18 protein-coding genes are annotated in these 19,625 nt (G+C 73.0%); 3 read left to right on the forward strand and 15 right to left on the reverse strand.

Going from position 1 to position 19,625, the window contains the following annotated elements; all coding sequences use genetic code 11:
• Positions 1-49: 49 nt before the first annotated feature.
• Positions 50-853, reverse strand: a complete 804-nt coding sequence (locus AB0A74_RS21825; protein ID WP_358251967.1) for an alpha/beta hydrolase — start codon at positions 851-853, stop codon at positions 50-52.
• Positions 826-2,091, reverse strand: coding sequence for an enterobactin transporter EntS (gene entS / locus AB0A74_RS21830; RefSeq protein ID WP_358251968.1), 1,266 nt, complete (start codon positions 2,089-2,091; stop codon positions 826-828). Before entS ends, AB0A74_RS21825 begins: the two co-directional genes overlap by 28 nt.
• 67 nt (positions 2,092-2,158) lie before the next feature.
• Between entS and AB0A74_RS21835 the strand changes: the two genes are divergently transcribed.
• From AB0A74_RS21835 to AB0A74_RS21845, 3 genes are read left to right on the forward strand one after another with little or no spacing between them, the layout of a single operon-like run.
• Complete coding sequence (locus AB0A74_RS21835; protein ID WP_358251970.1) at positions 2,159-3,760, forward strand: AMP-binding protein; 1,602 nt, start codon at positions 2,159-2,161, stop codon at positions 3,758-3,760.
• Positions 3,757-4,770, forward strand: a complete 1,014-nt coding sequence (locus AB0A74_RS21840) for an iron ABC transporter permease (protein WP_358251972.1) — start codon at positions 3,757-3,759, stop codon at positions 4,768-4,770. Before AB0A74_RS21835 ends, AB0A74_RS21840 begins: the two co-directional genes overlap by 4 nt.
• Entirely contained in the window at positions 4,767-5,732 is a 966-nt protein-coding gene (locus AB0A74_RS21845) for an iron chelate uptake ABC transporter family permease subunit (RefSeq protein WP_358251974.1), read from the forward strand. Before AB0A74_RS21840 ends, AB0A74_RS21845 begins: the two co-directional genes overlap by 4 nt.
• A gap of 696 nt (positions 5,733-6,428) precedes the next feature.
• Here the strand turns inward: AB0A74_RS21845 and AB0A74_RS21850 are convergent.
• From AB0A74_RS21850 to AB0A74_RS21910, 13 genes are all read right to left on the reverse strand, one after another.
• Entirely contained in the window at positions 6,429-7,742 is a 1,314-nt protein-coding gene (locus AB0A74_RS21850) for a salicylate synthase (RefSeq protein ID WP_358251976.1), read from the reverse strand.
• A 561-nt stretch (positions 7,743-8,303) separates the two neighbouring features.
• Positions 8,304-8,471, reverse strand: coding sequence for a hypothetical protein (locus AB0A74_RS21855; protein WP_358251978.1), 168 nt, complete (start codon positions 8,469-8,471; stop codon positions 8,304-8,306).
• Positions 8,472-8,565: 94 nt separating this feature from the next.
• Positions 8,566-8,781 carry a helix-turn-helix transcriptional regulator gene (locus tag AB0A74_RS21860; protein WP_343940395.1) on the reverse strand — a complete coding sequence of 72 codons (216 nt, stop codon included), beginning with the start codon at positions 8,779-8,781 and terminating at the stop codon, positions 8,566-8,568.
• Positions 8,782-8,786: 5 nt separating this feature from the next.
• Positions 8,787-9,797 carry a sugar phosphate isomerase/epimerase family protein gene (locus tag AB0A74_RS21865; RefSeq protein ID WP_358251979.1) on the reverse strand — a complete coding sequence of 337 codons (1,011 nt, stop codon included), beginning with the start codon at positions 9,795-9,797 and terminating at the stop codon, positions 8,787-8,789.
• Positions 9,794-11,158 carry a nucleotide pyrophosphatase/phosphodiesterase family protein gene (locus tag AB0A74_RS21870; RefSeq protein WP_358251980.1) on the reverse strand — a complete coding sequence of 455 codons (1,365 nt, stop codon included), beginning with the start codon at positions 11,156-11,158 and terminating at the stop codon, positions 9,794-9,796. The genes AB0A74_RS21865 and AB0A74_RS21870 overlap by 4 nt, the downstream gene beginning before the upstream one ends.
• Entirely contained in the window at positions 11,155-12,228 is a 1,074-nt protein-coding gene (gene eboE / locus AB0A74_RS21875; protein WP_358251981.1) for a metabolite traffic protein EboE, read from the reverse strand. Before eboE ends, AB0A74_RS21870 begins: the two co-directional genes overlap by 4 nt.
• Positions 12,225-13,079, reverse strand: a complete 855-nt coding sequence (locus tag AB0A74_RS21880; protein WP_358251983.1) for a TatD family hydrolase — start codon at positions 13,077-13,079, stop codon at positions 12,225-12,227. The genes eboE and AB0A74_RS21880 overlap by 4 nt, the downstream gene beginning before the upstream one ends.
• Positions 13,080-14,393: an EboA domain-containing protein gene (locus tag AB0A74_RS21885; RefSeq protein WP_358251984.1), complete on the reverse strand. Its 1,314-nt coding sequence runs from the start codon at positions 14,391-14,393 to the stop codon at positions 13,080-13,082. It lies immediately after the preceding gene.
• Complete coding sequence (locus tag AB0A74_RS21890; RefSeq protein ID WP_358251985.1) at positions 14,390-15,169, reverse strand: SCO3242 family prenyltransferase; 780 nt, start codon at positions 15,167-15,169, stop codon at positions 14,390-14,392. Before AB0A74_RS21890 ends, AB0A74_RS21885 begins: the two co-directional genes overlap by 4 nt.
• Entirely contained in the window at positions 15,166-16,326 is a 1,161-nt protein-coding gene (locus tag AB0A74_RS21895) for an inositol-3-phosphate synthase (RefSeq protein ID WP_358251986.1), read from the reverse strand. The genes AB0A74_RS21890 and AB0A74_RS21895 overlap by 4 nt, the downstream gene beginning before the upstream one ends.
• A 72-nt stretch (positions 16,327-16,398) precedes the next feature.
• Positions 16,399-17,607 (reverse strand): ABC transporter substrate-binding protein, encoded by a 1,209-nt coding sequence (locus AB0A74_RS21900; RefSeq protein ID WP_358251987.1) that lies wholly within the window; start codon positions 17,605-17,607, stop codon positions 16,399-16,401.
• 31 nt (positions 17,608-17,638) lie between these two features.
• Complete coding sequence (locus AB0A74_RS21905; protein WP_358251988.1) at positions 17,639-18,655, reverse strand: ABC transporter permease; 1,017 nt, start codon at positions 18,653-18,655, stop codon at positions 17,639-17,641.
• Complete coding sequence (locus AB0A74_RS21910; protein ID WP_358252023.1) at positions 18,652-19,617, reverse strand: ABC transporter permease; 966 nt, start codon at positions 19,615-19,617, stop codon at positions 18,652-18,654. Before AB0A74_RS21910 ends, AB0A74_RS21905 begins: the two co-directional genes overlap by 4 nt.
• Positions 19,618-19,625: the final 8 nt, after the last annotated feature.

The raw sequence follows: 19,625 nt of genomic DNA on the forward strand, positions 1-19,625 counted from the left end.
AAGCCTCCAGTGCGAGAAGTTAACTGAGGCTTACCTTAGTAAGGGCGGACTAAGAGTGTCCAGCGGCGAAGAAGGTGAGAATCGCGGAGTTGACCTCGGCGGGTCTTTCCAGGTAGCCGTAGTGGCCGCAGTCCGCGAGCTGCACGAATTCCGCCGTCGGGATCGCGTCGGCCACCTCGCGGCCCAGGTGCGCGGGCAGCCGGACGTCGTCGGCGAACCCGATCACCAGGCACGGCGTCCGGATGTCCCGGTAGGCCTCCAGCCGGCTCTCGGTGATGTCGAGGTCGAGCTGGCCGCGCAGGCCCGGTGTCCACAGGATCGGCGACATCTCGAAGATGTCCAGCCACTGCCGCACGGCCTCGTCGTCGTTCAGGGTCGCCGGGGACAGGTTGCGCAGCGCCCGGTTCACCGCCTCGTACCGCGGTGGCAGCGCGATGTCCTTGTCCCGCAACTCCCGCTCGGCCGCGCCCATCGCCGCGCGCAGGGCGTCCGGACGGCCGCGGGTGGCCATCAGGACCGCCTGCGACACCAGGTCCGGCCGGGCCAGCGCCAGTTCGGTGACCACCTGCGCGCCCATCGACGTGCCGACCAGCCGGCACGGCCCGAGGTCGAGGTGCTCGATCAGCGCGGCCGTGTCGGCGACCAGGTCGTCGATGGTGAACCCGGGCGGGGACGGCGTGATCCCCCGGTTGTCGAAGGTGACGGTCCGGTACCCGGCCGCGACCAGCGCGGGCACCTGGTGCAGGTGCCAGACCTTGCCGGTGGCGCCGGTGCCCATGACGAGCACGACCGGGTCGCCGGAACCCCGGACGTCGTAGGAGATCGTCAGGCCGTTGAGGCTCGCGACGGCCACGGTTCCCCCCGCAGGTCGGCCCGGCGCAGCGCGGGCATGGTCAGTGCCACCAGGCACACGCCCAGTATGCAGACGACGCCGCCTGCCGCGATACCGATGCCGGGCCCGAGCAACCGCGCCGCGAGGCCGGCTTCGGCGCTGCCGACGGCCGGGCCGCACGTCGCCTGCGCGAGCCACAGGCTGCTTACCCTGCCCTGCAAGCGATCCGGGGTGTGGTGCTGCAACAGGGCGCGCCGCAGGATCTCCGACGTGGTGTCGCCGACGCCGGCGACCACGAGGCACAAGAGAGCAAGCCAGAGGTTCCCCGCCAGGCCGAACGCGGTGATCGACACGCCCCACAGCAACACCGACGCGATCAGCGCGCGCCCGCTGTGCTTGAACCGTCCCGTCCACCCGCTGAACAAGCCGCCGACGAACGCGCCCACCGCCGGCGCGGTGAACAACAGGCCAACGGTGTACGCACCGCCGCCCAACACCTCGTCGGCCATCTGGGGGAACAACGCGTACGGCATCGCGAAGACCATCGCCCACAGGTCGATCACCAGCAGGCCGCGCACGACCGCGTTGCCCCGCACGAACTTCCAGCCCTCGGCCAGCGACCGCAACGGGTGTTGCTGCTCCTCGTCGGCGGACTCGGCGCGCATCGACGGCAACCGCCACAGCAACGCCACCGCCGCCACGTACCCGAGCGCGTCGATGGCGAAGCACGCCGCCACGCCCGGCCCGGACGCGATGACACCCGCGATCGACGGCCCGACCATCGCGCCGAACTGGCTGGTCAACGTGATCAGCGCGCCGGCGGCGGTGATGTGCGCGGGCGAGACCAGCGTGGGGATCACCGCCATCAGCGCCGACCCGCCCAGCCCCGCGACCGCGCCCGCGAGCACCGCGGCCACGTAGACGAACCACAGCGACGGGGACGGGGACGCCGCGTTCACCGCCAACCCGCCCAGCACGACCGCCACGACCCCGCGCGAGCCCAGGATCAGCTTGCGCCGGTCCACCCGGTCGGCCAGCACGCCGCCCGCGAGCAGCCCCACCAGCAGCGCCGCGCCGAACACCAGGCCCACCAGTCCGACCTGGACCGAGGACCCGGTGATTTGGTAGACGTGCAGGTTGATCGCGACGTTGGTCAACGCGGTGGTCAGCACGGTCACCGTCTGCGCGGCGAACACCAGCCGGTAGGCGGGGTCCGTGCGCAGGGGTGAGATGTCGATCACGAGTTCGCCGAGGCGCACGGCACCTTCCCTCCGGTATGTCGGCTAGCCTAACCTAACTTTCGCGAGGCGATCTAGGGAGTCGACGATGCTGGACGGCTGTGTGCCCTGGCCCAGTGAGCTGGTGGAGCGGTACCGGGCGGAGGGGTACTGGACCGACCAGCCCCTGGACGAGTTGCTGCGCGGCGGCGCGCGGCGGCACCCCGGGCGCACCGCGCTGGTGGCCGCCGACGGCACCCGCTGGACCTACGCCGAGCTGGACGCGTGGGCCGACCGGATCGCCGCCGGACTGCACGGCCTGGGCCTGGGCCGCGACGAGCGGGTGGTCGTGCAGCTGCCCAACGTCCCCGAGTTCGTGGCGCTGTTCTTCGCGCTGCTCCGGATCGGCGCACTGCCCGTGCTCGCCCTGCCCGCGCACCGCGAGAGCGAGATCGTGCCGCTGTGCGAGCTGAGCGACGCCTTCGCGTACTTCATCGCCGACTCCGACGGGGACTTCGACTACCGCGAACTGGCGCGAACCGTGCGCGGGGCGGTGCCGTCGCTGCGGCACGTCTTCGTGGTGGGGGATCCCGCCGAGTTCGAGGCGCTGCCCGAGGCCGCGCCGGTCGAGCTGCCCGCGCCCGACCCGGTCGCGCCCGCGTTGTTCCTGCTCTCCGGTGGCACCACCGGGACGCCGAAGCTCATCCCCCGCAGCCACAACGACTACCTCTACAACGCGCGCGCGAGCGCGGAGGTCTCCGGGTTCAGCGCGAGCACGGTGTACCTGGTCGCGCTGCCCGCCGCGCACAACTTCGCCCTGGCCTCCCCCGGCCTGCTCGGCGCGATGGCCGCCGGCGGCACCGTCGTGCTCGCGCCCGACCCCAGCGCCGACACGGTGTTCGAGCTGATCGAGCGGGAACGGGTCACCGTGACGGCGGTCGTGCCACCGATCGCGTTGCTGTGGATGGACGTCGTTGAGTTCATGGACGCCGACCTGTCGTCGCTGGAGCTGCTCCAGGTCGGCGGCGCGAAGTTCAACGCCGAACCCGCCTCCCGCGTCCGCGAGACCCTGGGCTGCGACCTCCAGCAGGTGTTCGGCATGGCCGAGGGCTTGCTGAACTTCACGCGCCTGGACGACTCCGACGAGCTGAAGACCACCACGCAGGGCGCGCCGCTGTGCCCGGCGGACGAGGTGCTCGTGGTGGACGAGGAGGGCGAGCCGGTCGCGCCCGGCGAGAGCGGCGAGCTGTTGACGCGCGGTCCGTACACGCTGCGCGGCTACTACAAGGCCGAGGCGCACAACGCGCGGTCGTTCACCGAGGACGGCTTCTACCGCAGCGGTGACGTGGTGCGGCAGCTCCCGTCCGGGCACCTGGTGGTCGAGGGCCGGCGCAAGGACCAGATCAACCGGGGCGGCGAGAAGATCCCCGCAGAGGAGCTGGAGAACCACCTGCTCGCGCACCCGGCCGTGCACGACGCGGCCGTGGTCGGCATGCCCGACGAGGTGATGGGCGAGCGGACGTGCGCGTTCATCGTGCCCAAGGGCGACGCGCCGACGTTGCGCCAGGTGACGGCGTTCCTGCGGGAGCGCGGGGTCGCCTCCTACAAGCTGCCCGACCGGCTGGAGACCCTGGAGTCGTTCCCGCTGACCAAGGTCGGCAAGGTCAGCAAGGTCGAGCTGGCGCGCAGGCTCACCGGGGCCGCCGGGTGAGCGTCACCGCCCCGGCGCGGGTCGCCGCGCCGAGCCGCAGGGTGTTCGGGCTGGTGTGCGGGCTGGTCGCGCTGGTCGCGGTGGCGTTGCTGAGCGTCGCCGTGGGCTCGCGGTCGATCCCGTTGGGGACCGTGCTGGACGTGCTGTTCGCGCGGGACGGCTCGGACTCGGCGTTCGTGGTGTGGGAGCTGCGGATCCCGCGCACGCTCATCGGCGTCGCCGTCGGCGCGTCGCTCGGGGTGGCGGGCGCGTTGATGCAGGCGTTGACGCGCAACCCGTTGGCCGACCCCGGTCTGCTGGGCGTGAACGCGGGGGCGTCCACGGCGGCGGCGCTGGCGATCAGCGTGTTCGGGTTGACCGACCTGCGGGTGTTCGTGTGGTGCGCGTTCGGCGGCGCGGCGCTGGCCGGGGTCGCCCTGTACGCGATCGCCGGGCGCGGCGGGGCTTCGCCGGTGCGGCTGGCGTTGGCGGGCGCGGCGGTGTCGGCGGCGTTGACCGGCATCACGCAGGCGGTGATCCTGCTCGACCAACAGGCGTTGGACCAGATGCGGTTCTGGACCGTGGGATCGTTGGAGCGGGCCGGCTGGACGACGTTGGTCGAGGTCCTGCCGTTCCTGGCGGTCGGGTTGCTGCTCGCGGTCGCGATGGGGCGGCCGTTGAACGCGTTGTCGCTGGGTGACGAGGCCGGGAAGGCGCTGGGCGCGCACCTCGGGCGGACGCGGCTGGTGACGCTGGTGGCGATCACGTTGCTGGCGGGCGCGGCGACGGCGGCCGTGGGGCCGTTGGTGTTCGTGGGGTTGGCCGTGCCGCACATGGTGCGGGCGTTCACCGGGCCGGACGAGCGGTGGGTGGTGCTGTACTGCGCGGTGCTGGCGCCCGTGCTGTTGCTGCTGGCGGACGTGCTGGGCCGGGTCATGGCCCGCGAGGAGATCGACGTGGGCGTGGTGACGGCCCTGCTGGGCGCGCCGGTGTTCCTGTGGCTGGTGCGGCGCGGGAGGGCGCGGGCATGACCCGGTCGCTCTCCGTGTCGCTGGTGCTGGTGGCGGCGATCTTCGTCATCGGGGTGCTGGCGCTGGGCACCGGGGCGATCCCGGTCGCGCCGCTGGACGTCGTGCGCACGTTGTTGGGCAACGGCAGCCGGATCACCGACTTCGCCGTGCTGGACCTGCGGCTGCCGCGCGTGCTGATCGCGCTGGCGGTGGGCGCGGCGCTGGGGATGAGCGGCGCGGTGTTCCAAAGCCTGTCGCGCAACGCGTTGGGCAGCCCGGACATCATCGGCTTCAACTACGGCGCCGCGACCGGTGGCCTGTTGGTGATCCTGGTGTTCGGGGGCAGCGCTTCCACGGTGTCGGTGGGTGCGCTGGTCGGCGGCGTGGTGACCGCCGTGCTGGTGTACGTGCTGGCGTGGCAGCGGGGTGTGCGCGGGTTGCGGTTGGTGCTGACCGGGATCGGGGTCAGCGCGATCCTGCAGGCGGTCAACTTCTACCTGATCGTCAACGCCGGGGTCGCGGACGTGACGCGGGCGACGGTGTGGCTGACGGGGAGCCTGAACAACCTGGGCTGGCCCCAACTGTGGCCGCCGGTGATCGCGCTGGCGTTGCTGGTGCCGGCGCTGCTGTTCGGGGCGCGGTGGCTGGAAATGCTGGAGATGGGCGACGACGCCGCGCGGGCGCTGGGCGTGCCGGTGGAGGGCAGCCGGGTTTATCTGTTGGTGGTGGGGACGGCGGCTTGCGCGGTGGCCACGGCGGCGGCCGGCCCGATCGCGTTCGTGGCCCTGGTCGCGCCGCAGGTGGCCAAGCGCTTGACTCGCGCGTCGGGGGCGGGGTTGCTGCCCGCGGCCTGGGTGGGGGCGCTGCTGGTGCTGGCGGCGGACTTCTCGGCTCAGCGGTTCGCGGGAAACCTGCCGGTGGGCGTGGCGACCGGCGCGTTGGGCGGGGTCTACCTGGGCTGGCTGCTCTGGCGACGGCGCTGAGCCCAGACGTTCTGGAAGCACTCCGCACGGCGGAAGAGAGAGCCACGGGGAGAGCGAGGAACGCTCCGATCGCGGGCCGCGCCGCCGGTTCTACCGGCTCACCGCGGACGGCGCCCCGGCCGCCCGCGCGCTGCCGGCCGAGCGCGCGGCGAGGTCGTGCGACGACCGAAGTCCGGCACGTCCCCGACTCATACCGGGGAGGGCGGGCGCGTGAGCGAGGCACTGCTCTTCCTGGTGCTGGTGATCGCCACGCCGCTCGTGGTGAACGAGGTGGGTGAACTCGCACCCTGGCTCGCCCGGCACCTGCTCCGGTGGGGAGCGCGACGCCTGGGCGACGAACTCGCCACCGAACGCTATCGCGAGGAATGGCCGGCGGACCTCGAAGACGTGCCGGGGAAGCTGACGAAGCTGGGGCATTCCCTGGTGGTCGTGGCGTGGAGCGTGCCGGTGATGCGCGGCCGTCACGAGTGGCGACGGCTGGAGGCCGCCCGGCGAGATCGCCGGGCGCGGCGGCTGGTCACCACGTGGACGCCGGTGATGTGGCACGTCGCGCGATACCCGGGAGAGGAAAACCGCACTGCACAGGTTGAGGAGGGCCCTCTCCACCGGCGACACGGAGGTCGTACGGGTCGACCGGCCGTGAGTCGTGGCCGTGCGCGCCTCCTGGCGGCGGGAGGCGCGCACGATCGTCGAACCTCAGGCCTTGACGACGAACGGGGCCACCGAGGACAGCTTCTCGCAGGTCTCCTCGAACTCGCGCTCCGGAGTCGAGTCGGCCACGATGCCGGCGCCGGCGCGCAGCCACGCCCGGTCGGAGTCCTGGTAGACCGCGCGCAGCACCAGGGCCGCGTCCAGCGAGCCGTCGTGGCCGACCGTGACCACCGCGCCCGAGTACAGGCCGCGGGCCTCGTCCATGCGGGAGATCGCGTCCAGGGACTCGCGCTTCGGGATGCCCGACGCCGTCACCGCCGGGAACACCGCCTCCAGCGCGTCCCACGCCGTGCGGCCCGGGGCCAGGTCGCCGTTGACCAGCGACGCCAGGTGCTGGACGCTGCCGCGCTCCTTGATGCCCATGAAGTCACCGACCCGCACCGACTCCGGCGCGCAGATCCGGCGCAGCTCCTCCTGCGCGGTCCGCACGGACACCGCGTGCTCGAAGACCTCCTTGGGGTTGGTCTCCAGCTCGGTGCGCGCCGCCGCGTCGACCTCGGCACCCCGGCCGAACGCGCGCGTGCCGGCCAGCGGCTGCGTCACGACGCGGCCCTCGGCGTCCACCGACACGATGATCTCCGGGCTGAACCCGGCCGCCTCCAGGCCGTCCAGGCGCAGCACGAACGACCGCGCCGGGGTGTTGCCGCGCCGGCCCAGCTCGTAGGTGGCGACGATGTCCACCGGGAACGGGATGCGCACCGACCGGGACAGGATCACCTTCTGGTACTGCCCCTGCCGGATCTCCTTGACCGCCTGCGCGACCCGCTCGCGGTAGCTCGCGCCGTCCGACCGGATGTCCACCGGCTCGGCCGCCAGCGCGTCCCCGCCGAACTCGCCGCGCAGCACGTCGCACACCCGCTCCAGCTCGCGCGGATCGACCCCCCGGACCACGGCGCGGCCGTCGCGCAGCGTGACCTCCGTGCGCGGCACGATCAGGCGCACGATCTCCCCCGCCGGCACGTCCGCGCCCCGCAGCGCCAGGCCCGGGACCAGCTGGGAGAACCCGAAGTCCACCCGCCCGTAGGCGTTCCACCGCCGCACCGGCAGCCCGGCCAGCGCCTCGCCCAACGCCTGCCCCGGCGACCCCGACCACGGCCGTTCGACCTGCTCACCGGCGTGACTGACGCGCACGTGCCCGGCGTCCAGCGTCACCGTCGCCAGCGCACCGCCCGCGAACGTCCACGCGCCCCCGCGCTCGTAGGCCACGTAGTCGTCGAACCCGGCCCGCGCCAGCCGCCCCACCAGTTCCAGCGGATCAGCCGACCCCGTCGCGATCTCTTCCAGGGCGTACTCGGTCACACCAAACTCCTCGGTCTCTGCGCCGGTCCACGGCAGGGCAAACCAAGGCCACCCTAACCTAAGTTAGGCCAGCCTGGGTTGCCCTGTTCGGCTCGAAGACGGACCGGATGGATCACACTTGACGCGAGGGGTCGCCGCCGCCTAACGGGGTCCACAGTGGACCGGCGGGCTCACGGGCCGGCGGCTCGGAGGGGGCACGGAGGGGCAGCGGCGAGGAGGAGCGGCGGCAGGCCGAGCACGAGCGGCACGACGGCCAGCATCACGGCGGGCGGAATCCGGGCGGCAGGCCGGCATCGGGGGGCAGGCCGGTGTCGGAGGGCGGGCCGGCGTCGGGTGGCCGGCTGTTGCCGCGGCGGGCCGACCGGCATCGCGAGGGCCGGCGTCGGCCGGTCGGCGCGGGGTGTGGGCGAGGCTTCGGCGGGAGGTGCGGGGTGCGTCGCCGCCGGGTGCCGGGTCGTCGCCACGGCGGTCGCGCGGCCCACCCGCGGCGCAGCGCACCTCCCCCGTCGAGACGACGTCCAGGCCGCGAGCCTGCCCGCCACCCCGCGCGCGGGGATTTCGTCAGGCGGGCGTCGTGCCGTTCGCCGAGTTTCGCCGCGCGTCGTCGCCGTGCGCGGACTCGGTGGTCGAGCCGGTCGGGGACGTGGTGGGCTGGGCGGTCCAGTCCGCGGCCAGCCGGGTGCGGCGGGGGTTGGCGACGGTGCGTCGCGCGTCGAGCTCGTGCATCATGATCCTTTCAACCGAATGGCGCATCCTTTCATTACCGGCCGCCGGTACTGGTCAAACGGAGAGATACGTCACTCTACGAAACGTCGGTAACGGGCTACAGCCAGCGGTGGCCGGCGGCGCACACCCCCAGTTGGAAGCGCGACCGCACCCCCAGCAGGGTCTGCAAGCGGGCGATCTTGCGGTGCACGGTCCGGGTGCTCACGCCCAGCTCGCGGGCGATCGCGCGGTCGGTGGCGCCGGTGGCCAGCAGGGCCATCAGCCGCAGGGTCTCGGCGGTGGGCTCGGGGCCCACCGCCACCACCTCGGCCATCGGGATCAACCGTCCTCGCGGCGCGCGAACGCGGCGTCGAACGCCGCCGCCGGCGGGTCGAACAGCAGCCCGCGGAGGAACCGCACCGCCTCCTCCGCGCCGCGCAACCGGTCCATGCCCGCGTCCTCCCACTCCACCGAGATCGGCCCGCGGTAGCCGATCGCGTTCAACGCCCGGAAGCACTCCTCCCACGGCACGTCGCCGTGCCCGGTGGACACGAAGTCCCAGCCGCGCCGCGGGTGCGCCCACGGCAGGTGCGAGCCCAGCCGCCCGTTGCGCCCGTCGAAGCGCTTCTTGGTGTCCTTGCAGTCCACGTGGTAGATCCGGTCGGCGAAGTCCAGGATGAACGCGACCGGGTCCAGGTCCTGCCACACGAAGTGCGACGGGTCCCAGTTCAGGCCGAACGCGGGCCGGTTGCCCACCGCCTCCATCGCCCGCTTGGTCGTCCAGAAGTCGTAGGCGATCTCAGACGGGTGCACCTCGTGCGCGAACCGCACCCCGACCTCGTCGAACACGTCCAGGATCGGGTTCCAGCGCCGCGCGAAGTCCGCGTACCCGTCCTCGACCACCTCCTCGGGCACCGGCGGGAACATCGCCACGTACTTCCAGATCTTGGACCCGGTGAACCCGACGACGGTGTCCACGCCGAGCTTGGCCGCCGCCCGCGCGCAGTCGGCCATGTCCCGCGCCGCCCGCTGCCGCACGCCCTCGGGCTCCCCGTCGCCCCACACGCGGGCGGGCAGGATCGCCCGGTGGCGGAAGTCGATCGGGTCGTCGCACACCGCCTGCCCCACCAGGTGGTTGGAGATCGCGAACACCCGCAGGCCGTGGCGGTCGAGCTGGGCGAGCTTCGCCTCGACGTACCCGTCCTCGGCCACGGCCCGGTCGACCTCGAAGTGGTCACCGGAACACGCGATCTCCACCCCGTCGTACCCCCACCCGGCGGCGAGCTCGCACACCTCCTCGAACGGCAGGTCCGCCCACTGCCCGGTGAACAACGTGATCGGCCGGCTCATCGCTGCGACTCCTTCACAGGCATCCCTTGCAGTTCCAGCAGGAGGTCACGCACCTCGACCGCCTCGACGCGGTCGCGGTCCAACGGCTCCGAGCACAGCAGCACCGGCCCGTCGGCGTCCCGGTCGGGCAGGCGGCCGTGCGTGCCCCGCACGCACGACGGGTCCAGCGGCACCACGTCCATCGCGTACCGCAACCCCACCTCCTTGCGCACGAGGTTCAGCCCGGCGCGGGCCTTGGCCCACCGGTCGGCCGGGTCGAAGAACAGCTCCGCCGGGTCGTAACCGGGCTTGCGGTGGATGTCCACGCCGCGCGCGAAGTCCGGCGCGCGGGCGTCGTCCAGCCAGTAGTAGTAGGTGAACCAGGCGTCCGGCTCGGCCACCGCGACCAGCTCGCCGGACCGCTCGTGGTCCAGCCCCACCGACGCCTGCGCGGCCCGGTCGAACACCTCGTCCACGCCCGGCGACTCCGCCAGCACCGCCCGCACGCGCGGCACGTCCGCCGGGTCGCGGACGTAGACGTGGGCGATCTGGTGGTCGGCCACGGCGAACGCCCGGGACGTCCACGGGTCCAGGTACTCCATCCCGGCCTGCGCGTACACCTCCAGCAGCCCGGCCCGGCGCAACGCCCGGTTCACGTCCACCGGCCGCCGCGCCTCGGTGATCCCGTACTCCGACAGCACGACCACCGTGGCGTCCAGCTCCAGCAACGGCCGCACCGCCCGGTCCACGTCGGCCGCCGCCCGCGCGGCCCGCGGCGAGGACGGCCCGAACCGCTGGAGGTCGTAGTCCAGGTGCGGCACGTACACCAGCAGCAGGTCGGGCCGTTCCTCCCGGAACACCTTGACCGCCGCGCCCACGATCCACTCGCTGGACCGCAGCGACGCCGTCGGCCCCCAGTACCGGAACAGCGGGAACTCCCCCAGCGCCCCGGTCAGCCGGTCGTGCAGCGCGGGCGGCCGGACGTAGCAGTCCGGGGACTTGCGGCCGTCGGCGTGGTAGATCGGGCGGGGCGTGACGGTGATGTCCGTCGTCGCGCCCATCGCGTACCACCAGCACACGTTGGCGGCCCGGTACGAGGGGTGGAACCGCCGCGCGGTCTCCCACAGCTTCTCCCCGCGCACCAGCCGGTTGTGCTGCCGCCACAGGTGGACCTCGCCCAGGTCGCGGAAGTACCAGCCGTTGCCGACGATCCCGTGCTCGGCGGGCGTCAACCCGGTCAGGAAGGTCGCCTGCGCGCTGCACGTCACCGCCGGCAGCACGGTCCCCAGCGCGGCCCGGCCGGACAACGCGGACAGGTTCGGCATGTGCCGCAACAGATCCGGCGTCAGGCCGACGACGTCGATCACCACCAACGGCTTCACACCGCCACCCCCGTCGCCAGGTTCGCCCGCGCCCAGGCCAGCTCGGCCGCGATGCCCTCGGTCAGGTCGCCCGCGTCCGGCAGGACCGTCCACGTGTAGGTCTCCACCTCGACGTGGACCTCCTCCACCAGCGCGGCCACGGCCGTGACCAGCACGTCCGTCGTGGACCGCAGACCGCCGCCGGGCGCGGCGTGCAGCGGGACGTGGAAGTGCACGCGCCACGGGTGCTCGCCGGGCAGTTCGTCGAACGCCTCGGGCAGGTCGTCGGCCGCCAGCACGCCCGCCGGCGTGTTCTCCCGCACCTGGTGCAGGTAGCGGGGCTCGGCGAAGGCCGCCAGCTCGTCGCGGGACGCGCGCGGGTCCGGCACCTCCAGCGCGGCGGACGCCTGCACCTTCACCACCGACAACCCCGACCGCCGGATCAGCCCGACCGTCTCCACGGGGTCGGCGAAGGACACCGCGAGGTGGCAGGTGTCCAGGCACACCCCGATGTGCGCGGGGTCCACCCGGTCCGCCAGCCACTCGACCGCGTCGGCCACGGTGTCCAGCACGCACCCCGGCTCGGGCTCGACCGCGAGCCGCACGGGCCGCTCAAGCCCCCGGAGGAACAACGTCAACTCGGTCAACGCGGCCTCGGCGTGGGCGTCGTCCCACTCGGTCCACGGCTCGCGCCACCCCAGCGGCAACGTGGAGATGCTGCCGTAGGACGCCGACGAGGGCAGCAGGTCGGCCAGCACCGTCGCGCAGTCCTTGGTGTAGGCCAGCCGGCGCGGATCGACCCAGTTCGGCCGGTACACCGCGTGCTTGACCACCGTGTCGTGGAAGTCGCCGTAGGGGAAGGCGTTGAGCGTGCTCACCGACAGCCCCCGGGCCGTCAGCTCCGCCGTGAACGCCCGCCGCGCCACCGGGTCCGCCGCCAGACCCCGGGCCACGGACGCGGGCAGCCACAGCCCGAGCGGCAGCACGTCCACCTCCAACCGGTCCCGCACGCCCACCGCGTGCCGGTCGAGCTGGTCGAGCACGCCCGCCAGGTCGTGCGCCGGGTGCACGTTGGTGCAGTACGCGATCACCGCTCACCCCGCAGCACGGAGTTCCCGGTGCCCGCGTGCACGGCGCCGACCTCCTCGACGTCCAGCAGCAGCCGCCCGCTCTGCCCGTAGAACTCCACGGGGTTGCGCCACAGCACCTGGTCCACGTCGGCGTCGGTGAACCCGGCCGCCAGCATCGCGAGCCCGGTCTTGTACGTCTTCAACGGGTCCGACCGCCCCCAGTCCGCCGCGGAGTTCACCAGGACCCGGTCCGTGCCGTACTCCTTGAGCAGCGCCACCATCCGCGCCTCGTCCATCTTGGTGTCCGGGTAGATCGAGAACCCCATCCAGCACCCGGAGTCGGCGACCTCCTTGATGGTCGTCTCGTTCAGGTGGTCCACCACGACCATCCCCACCGGGACACCGGACTCGCGCACCACGTCCAGCGTGCGTCGCGTGCCGGCCTTCTTGTCGCGGTGCGGGGTGTGCACGAGCACGGGCAGTTCGTGCAGCAGCGCCAGTTCGAGCTGCCGGGCGAACGCCTCGTCCTCCTCCGGGGTCATCGAGTCGTAGCCGACCTCGCCGACCGCGACCACGCCGTCCTTGACCAGGTAGCGCGGCAGGACGTCCAGCACCGCCACGCACCGCGGGTCGTTGGCCTCCTTGGGGTTCAGCGCGATGGTGCAGTGGTGGGCGATGCCGTGCTGGGCGGCCCGGAACCGCTCCCAGCCCACCAGGGCGTCGAAGTAGTCCACGAACGACCCCACCGACGTGCGCGGCTGGCCCAGCCAGAACGCCGGTTCCACGACCGCGCGCACACCGGCCGCGTGCATGGACTCGTAGTCGTCGGTGGTGCGGGAGGTCATGTGGATGTGCGGGTCGAAGATGCGCATTCAGGCGACCTTTCCGAGCAGGGCGAGGGCGTCGTCGGGGACCGCGCGGCCGGCGGCTTCGCGTTCGTCGGCGAACGCGGCCACCATCCGCAGCAACTCCTCGTCGGTGCGCGCGGCGAGACCCGCGACCGCGTCCAGCGGGACGCCCATGAACAGGCACTTCAGCACGCCGTGCCGCCACGAGTGCTGGTCGAGGTGCTCGGCCGCGAAGGGCCCGAGCGCCGCCGCGACCAGCCCGGTCTCGTTGGCGCGCAGGGCGTCCTTGACCAGCTCGACGCCAACCTCGGGCACGCGCGCGCCGACCGTGGCGAGCGCTCGCAGCACCGCGCGGCGTTCCGCGGAGCTGCCGTGCCGGTACAGCGTGGTCAGGGTTCCCGCCAGGTCGCCGGGACACGCCTCCAGCAGCCGGACCCTCAGGTCGTCCTCGCGCGCCCGGTCCACGCGGCCCGCGCCGGCGAAGAGGCGTTCCAAGGACGTGGGATCGGCCCGGACTTCTCGTTCGGCCGCCGCCACCCACGACGCCGACCGCAACGCGCCGAACGCCCGCCGGGCCACGTCGGGTGCGGCGTGGCTGTGCCGGGGCAGTTCGACGGCGGCGACCCCGGTGTAGCCGATGTCGGTCAGCGCGCCGAGCGTGGCGGGCAGGTCGAGGTGGCCTTCGCCGAACTCCAGGTGCTCGTGCACCCCCGGCAGCATGTCGTCCAACTGCACGTTGACCAGGAGGTCCCCGGCACGGCGGACGCAGGCGGCGGCGTCCACGGGTTCGACGGCCACGCAGTGACCGACGTCCAGCGTGATCCGCAGGGCCTCGGGCTCGCCCAGTTCGGCCCGCAGGCGAAGGGCGTCTTCCAGCCGTTCCACCAACATCCCCGGCTCGGGTTCCAGGCCCAGCGGCACCGGCGGCTCCTGGTCCAGCACCGCCGACACCCCGGACCTGAGCAGGTCCCAGGAGGTGCCGATGCCCGACCAGAACGACACGCAGTCCGATCCGAGGTCGGCGGCGATCCTGGTGGCGCGCACCAGGAAGTCCACCCGGACCTCCTGGGACTCGCTGACCAGGGTCGGATGGTGCTTGCGGCGCGGGTCGAGCAGGTAGCGCGCCCCGGTCTCCACCACCGACCGCAGCCCCAGCTCCGCCAGCCGCGCCGCGACCCGCTTGGTCTGCTGGGCCACGTCGTCGGCGTACGGGTCGAGGTGGTGGTGGTCGAGGGTCAGGGCGACGGCGGTGTAGCCGAGGTCGGCGATCACGGCCAGGGCGTCGTCCAGGCGGTGGTTGGCGAACCCGTTGGTCCCGTACCCCAGGTGGAACGTCATGTCGGACCCACCTTCCGGCTGAGCAGGCGTGCCAGCGGCAGCACCAGCGGCACGAAGGAAGCGTTGCGGGACAGGGCGGACTGCAACAGCACCATGCCGTGGATGCCGGCCTTGGTCGCCGCCCGCGCCGAACCCGCCGAGGGGTCGCGCACCGCTTCCCACTGGGCACGGCCGACCGTCGCCGCGTATCCCAGCGCGGACGCGACCCCGGCCAGACCGGGCTTCCTCACCAGGGCCGCCAACGCGGTCGCGGCGGTACCCGAGAGCACCGCGCGAGCCACCCCCGGTGATGTGCCGTGCACCTCGCCGCGCGACAACACGGTGACGCCCAGGGTGTGGGCCGCCATCAACGCCGCCGGCAGCACGGCCCGTCCGCCCATCAGCACGTCCAGCCCCCGGCACGCGGCCATCGCGAACGGCCCGGCGGGGGTGTCCTTCAGGACTGTGTCGTAGCTCCACACGGCGGCGGCCAGCGGCACTGCGTTGCGCCCGGCCATGGCCGCGAGCCCGACACCCACCGCCGTCAGACCCGCCGCGGTCGCCAGCGCGGCCTCCGGGCTGACCCGGCCGGACGGGATCGGGCGCTCCGGCCGTTCCACCGCGTCCACCTCGCGGTCGGCCCAGTCGTTGAGGGCCATCCCCGCCCAGTACAGCGCGACCGACGCCAGCGGCAGCAGCAACCGGCGGCCCCGCAGGGGTTCCCGCGCGCCGACCAGGGTGTCCCCCAGCACCGTCAACGCCGCCGGCGCCCGCACCAGCTCCAGGTACGCCCTCACCGGCCCAACCCCGCCGCCCACCGGCACAGCTCGTCGGTCTGCGCGGCGAACCGGTGCTCGTCACCGCCCAGCGGGTCCTTGAAGAAGAACGCCAACGCCCCCAGCGGCCCGACCTCGCCCGCCCGGTGCGCGGCGGCGGTCAGCCGGGCCAGGTCGAGCACCAGGGGCGCGGCCAGCGCGGAGTCCAGGCCGGTCCAGGTGAACTGGAGGCTCATCCGCGCGCCCAGGAACCCCTCGAACGACACGTGGTCCCACGCGGTCTTGACCTCGCCGAGGTCGGGGACGTTGTCGATGTGCAGCGGCGCGGGCACCGGCTCGCCCAGGAGGGCTTCCAACCCGCGCGCCTTGGAACGCAGCTTGCTGTCGGCGTGCGCCGGGTCCTCCAGGGTCGCGCCGTCCCCGCCGCCCAGCAGGTTCGTGCCCGCCCACGACCGCACGCGCAGTGCCCGCGCGGTGAACATGGGGGCGAGCACGGTCCGCACCAGGGTCTCGCCGGTCTTGCCGTCCCGGCCGGCGTAGGGCAGGCCCTCCTGGCGGGCCAGGGCGTCCAGCGCGGGCAGCGCGATCCCGGTGGACGGGGTGAAGTCGACGAACGGGCAGCCCGCGTTCAGCGCCGCGTAGGCGGCCAGCGAGCTGGGCGGCAGCACCCGCTTCGCGGGGTCGGCCAGCGCCTTCTCCAACGCGCCCAGGTCGTCGTGCGCGGGCACGTGCGGCACGGGCGGTTCGGTCGAGGACACGTTCACCACGACCACCCGGGCCAGGCCGTGCCGGTCGCGGAACGCGGTGATGTCGGAGGCCAGCCGCCGGGCCGCGTCGGCCTGCGGGCCCTCGGCGGTGGCGGGGTGGTAGCCGTCGCGGATCTCGGCGTCCACCGCCCGCAGGCCGGTGCGCACGGCGCCGAGCACGTGGTGGGGCACCACTCCGCCCTGGGCCAGCGCCTCGGCCCGCTTCTCCAGCGGGGTGCAGGTGACGTCGTGCCCGCCGACCACGAGGTCCGACCAGCCGGGCAGCGGCAGGCCCGCCAGCTCCGGCCGTTCGGTCACGCAGCCGGTCGCGGGCACCAGCCCGGCGCGCAGGGCGAGCAGTCCGCTGACCGCGGTGGTCGCGACGGAGCCGCGCGCGCCGATCAGCCACAGTCCGGTGGGTTCGTCCGCCATTGGTCGTCCCTCTCGGCAGGGTGTGGGGACCGCGGGCGGGCCGGGTTCGCGCGACCCGCCCGCGGTGGCTCCTTACTTCCAGGGCTGCGGGTAGCCCGGCATCTGGTCGCAGCCGCACATCGCGTAGTGCAGCGGCGGCATGTCCTCCTTGATGAAGTTCTGCAGCGTGTCCTGGGTGACCTTCGGCTGCGGCAGCACCCACTCCTGCGGCACCTGCTTGCCCTGCAGGATCCGCAGCGCGGCGATCACCGGGGTGCGCCACTGGTAGGTCGGGTAGGTCGGCGCGACCGCGGTCAGCCCGTCCTTGGCCCACATGCGCAGGAAGTCCTGCTGGTCCTCGCCCACGATCGCGGGCAGCGCCGCGCCGGCGTCCTGGAACGCCTCCACCGCGGCCACGGCCGTCGCGCCGGCGTCCATCCAGACACCGTCGATCTTGCCCTCGCGCTGGATGTAGTCGTTGACGATCGACTTGGTCTTCGCCGCGTCACCGTCGGTGAACTCCACGCCCACGACCTTCAGGCCGCTGCCCGCGAAGATCTCGTTGGCCGCCGCCCACCGCTGCTCCAGCACGTCCACGCCGGGCAGGATGCGCAGCGCCAGCACCTTGCCGCCCGAAGGCACCTTCTCCTTGAGGAACTCCGCGCCGTCCGCGCCGAACGCGAACCCGCCGATCGGGTGGATGAACGTCACCGGGCAGTTGGTCTTCACACCGCGGTCGAACACGATCACCGGCACACCGGTCTTGCACGCCGCCTCCACCGCCGGCGTCAACGTGGCCGTGGTGTTCGGCGACACGATCAGCGCGGAGCAGCCCTGCGAGGCGAACGACTGGATGTCGCTGATCTGCTTGTCGTCCTTGGCCTCGGCGTCCAGCACGGAGAACTTCGTGATCTCCGGGTGCAGCTTCACCTCTTCCTGCATGGTCTTCCAGCCGACCTGCCGCCACGGGTTGTCCACCGAGGCGTTGGAGAAGCACAGGTGGTAGCCGCCGCCGGGCTTGGCGAACTTGGCGGTGTCCACCAGCTTGGGGTCCAGCGCCTGCTGCCACGGCTTGAACTGCGAGTTGTCGCCGTCCAGGTCCACCGCCTTCGCGGAGCGGAACTTCAACTGCCGCTCGTACTCGGCCTGGTCGAAGAACTCCGACTTCGCCGCGTCCTTCGCGCCGGACGTCGGGCTCGTGCCGCCGCTGCCGGTGTCGGGCAGGTCGCTCGAACACCCGGCCATCGCGAGCGCCGCGACGGCTGTGCACACAACCGCGGCGACGGCCAACTTCCTGTTCATCGTGCTACTCCTCGGCTTCATTGGCGGAGTTCTAGGGGAGGGACGGTGCGGCCTTGCGAGGGCGGAACCTCTGCCGCAGCCCGGCTCCGTGCGCGGCGTAGGCGACCGCCGCGATGATGATCACGCCCTGGACGGCCGACTCCAGCGCGCCCGAGACGCCGATCAGGTTCAACAGGGAGAACAACGCTTCCAACGACAGCGCTCCGGCGGCTGCGGCGACGACCGAGCCGCGCCCTCCCCCGAGGAGCACGCCGCCCAGGACCACGGCGGTGATGGCCCGGAACTCCAGGCCCTGCCCGACCTGCGCGGACACGCCGGCGAACCCGGCGAGCAGGATCGCGGCCAGCGCCGCGAGGACGCCCGAGAGGACGAACGCGAGCAGCCGCAGCCGTTCCACCCGGCCGCCGGCCAGCCGCACCGCGTTCTCGTTGTCGCCCACGGCCAGCAGCGTCCGACCGGTGCCGCTGCGCATGAACAGCACCGCGGCCACCAGCACCGCGAGCAGGACCAGCACCGACCACGGCACCGCGCCCAGCAGCGGCAGGTCCGCCGAGCCGCGCCCGAACACCCGGAACGACGGGGACAACGCGCCGCGCGGCGCGCCGCCGGTCCACAGGAACACCGCGCCGTCGAGCACCAGCAGCATGCCCAACGTCACGATGAACGACGGCACCAGCAGCCGCGTGGTGATCAGCCCGTTGACCAGGCCGACCAGCACGCCGAACCCGAGCAGCAGCGCGATGACCCAGGCGGTGTTGCCGTCGTCGCCGGAGATCAGCCGGGCGGCGATGACCACCTCGGCGGTGACCAGCGACCCGACCGACAGGTCGAACCCGCCCGACACCACCACGAAGTACTGCCCGATGGCCAGGATCACCAGCGGCGCGGCCCGCTTGAGCAGCGCCAGGTACCCGGCGGGCTCGCTGTAGGCGGGGCCGGTGAACGCCAGCGCCACCAGCAGGACCACCAGCACCACCAGGACCGGCGCGGTGCCGTCGGCCAGCCTCGGTCGCCACCGCGTCACCCGGTCGCGCGCGATCGCGTTCATGAGGCCCTCCCGGACAGCTTGCGGCGCGCGTACAACGCCACCGCGACGATGAGCACGACACCGCGCACCACGTCCTTGAAGAACGGGTCCACCGCGAGGTCGTCGAAGATGGTGTCCAGCGTGGCCAGGATCAGCACGCCACCGAGCGTCCCCACGACCCCGCCCCGGCCACCGGCCAGCGCCGCGCCGCCGAGCACCACGGCCGCGATGGACTCCAGGTCGTAACCCGCGTCCGTGCCGACGTAAGGAGCGCCCGACCCCAGTCGGGACGCCAGGAACACGCCCGCCAACCCGGCCATCAACGCGCACAGGACGTGAGCGGTGACGATGGTCCGCGAGGTGCGGACACCGGACAGCCGGGCCACCTCGATGTCACCACCGACGGCGTACATGTGGTAGCCGGGGCGGGTGCGGCGCATGTACCACCAAGCGCCCGCCGCGATCAGCAGCATGAGCAGCGCCGCGACCGGCACCGGGCCGATCCGGTCATAGCCCAGGTGCTGGAAGGAGCGCGGCACGCTGCCGGCGGGACCGGTGTAGTTGTGCTCCAGGTAGCCGCGCAGGATCAGCGCGACGCCGAGCGTGGCGATGAACGCGTTGGCCTTCAACACGGTGATGACCAGCCCGTTGACCAGGCCGACCGCCGCCGCGACCGCGAGCGCCAGCGCGACGCCGGGCACCACCATCGAGCCCTGGCCGGCCATCGTCTCGGCCGCGACCAACGAGCACAGCCCGATCAGGTAGGCCACCGACAGGTCCAGCGACCCGGTGACGATCACCATGGTCTGCCCGACCGCGACCAGGCCCAGGACCGTGCTGCGGGTGAGGATGTTGAGGATGCCGCCCTGGTCGAGCAGCACGCCGCCGTCCACCGCGACCAGGACGCTGCCCACGACCAGCAGGGCCGCCAGCGCCAGGTACACCGTCACCGTGGGGGTGAAGGAGAACCGGCGCGCCTTCACCGGGAGCG

It is taken from the genome of Saccharothrix sp. NPDC042600 (assembly GCF_040647305.1).
Lineage (GTDB): Bacteria > Actinomycetota > Actinomycetes > Mycobacteriales > Pseudonocardiaceae > Actinosynnema > Actinosynnema mutabilis.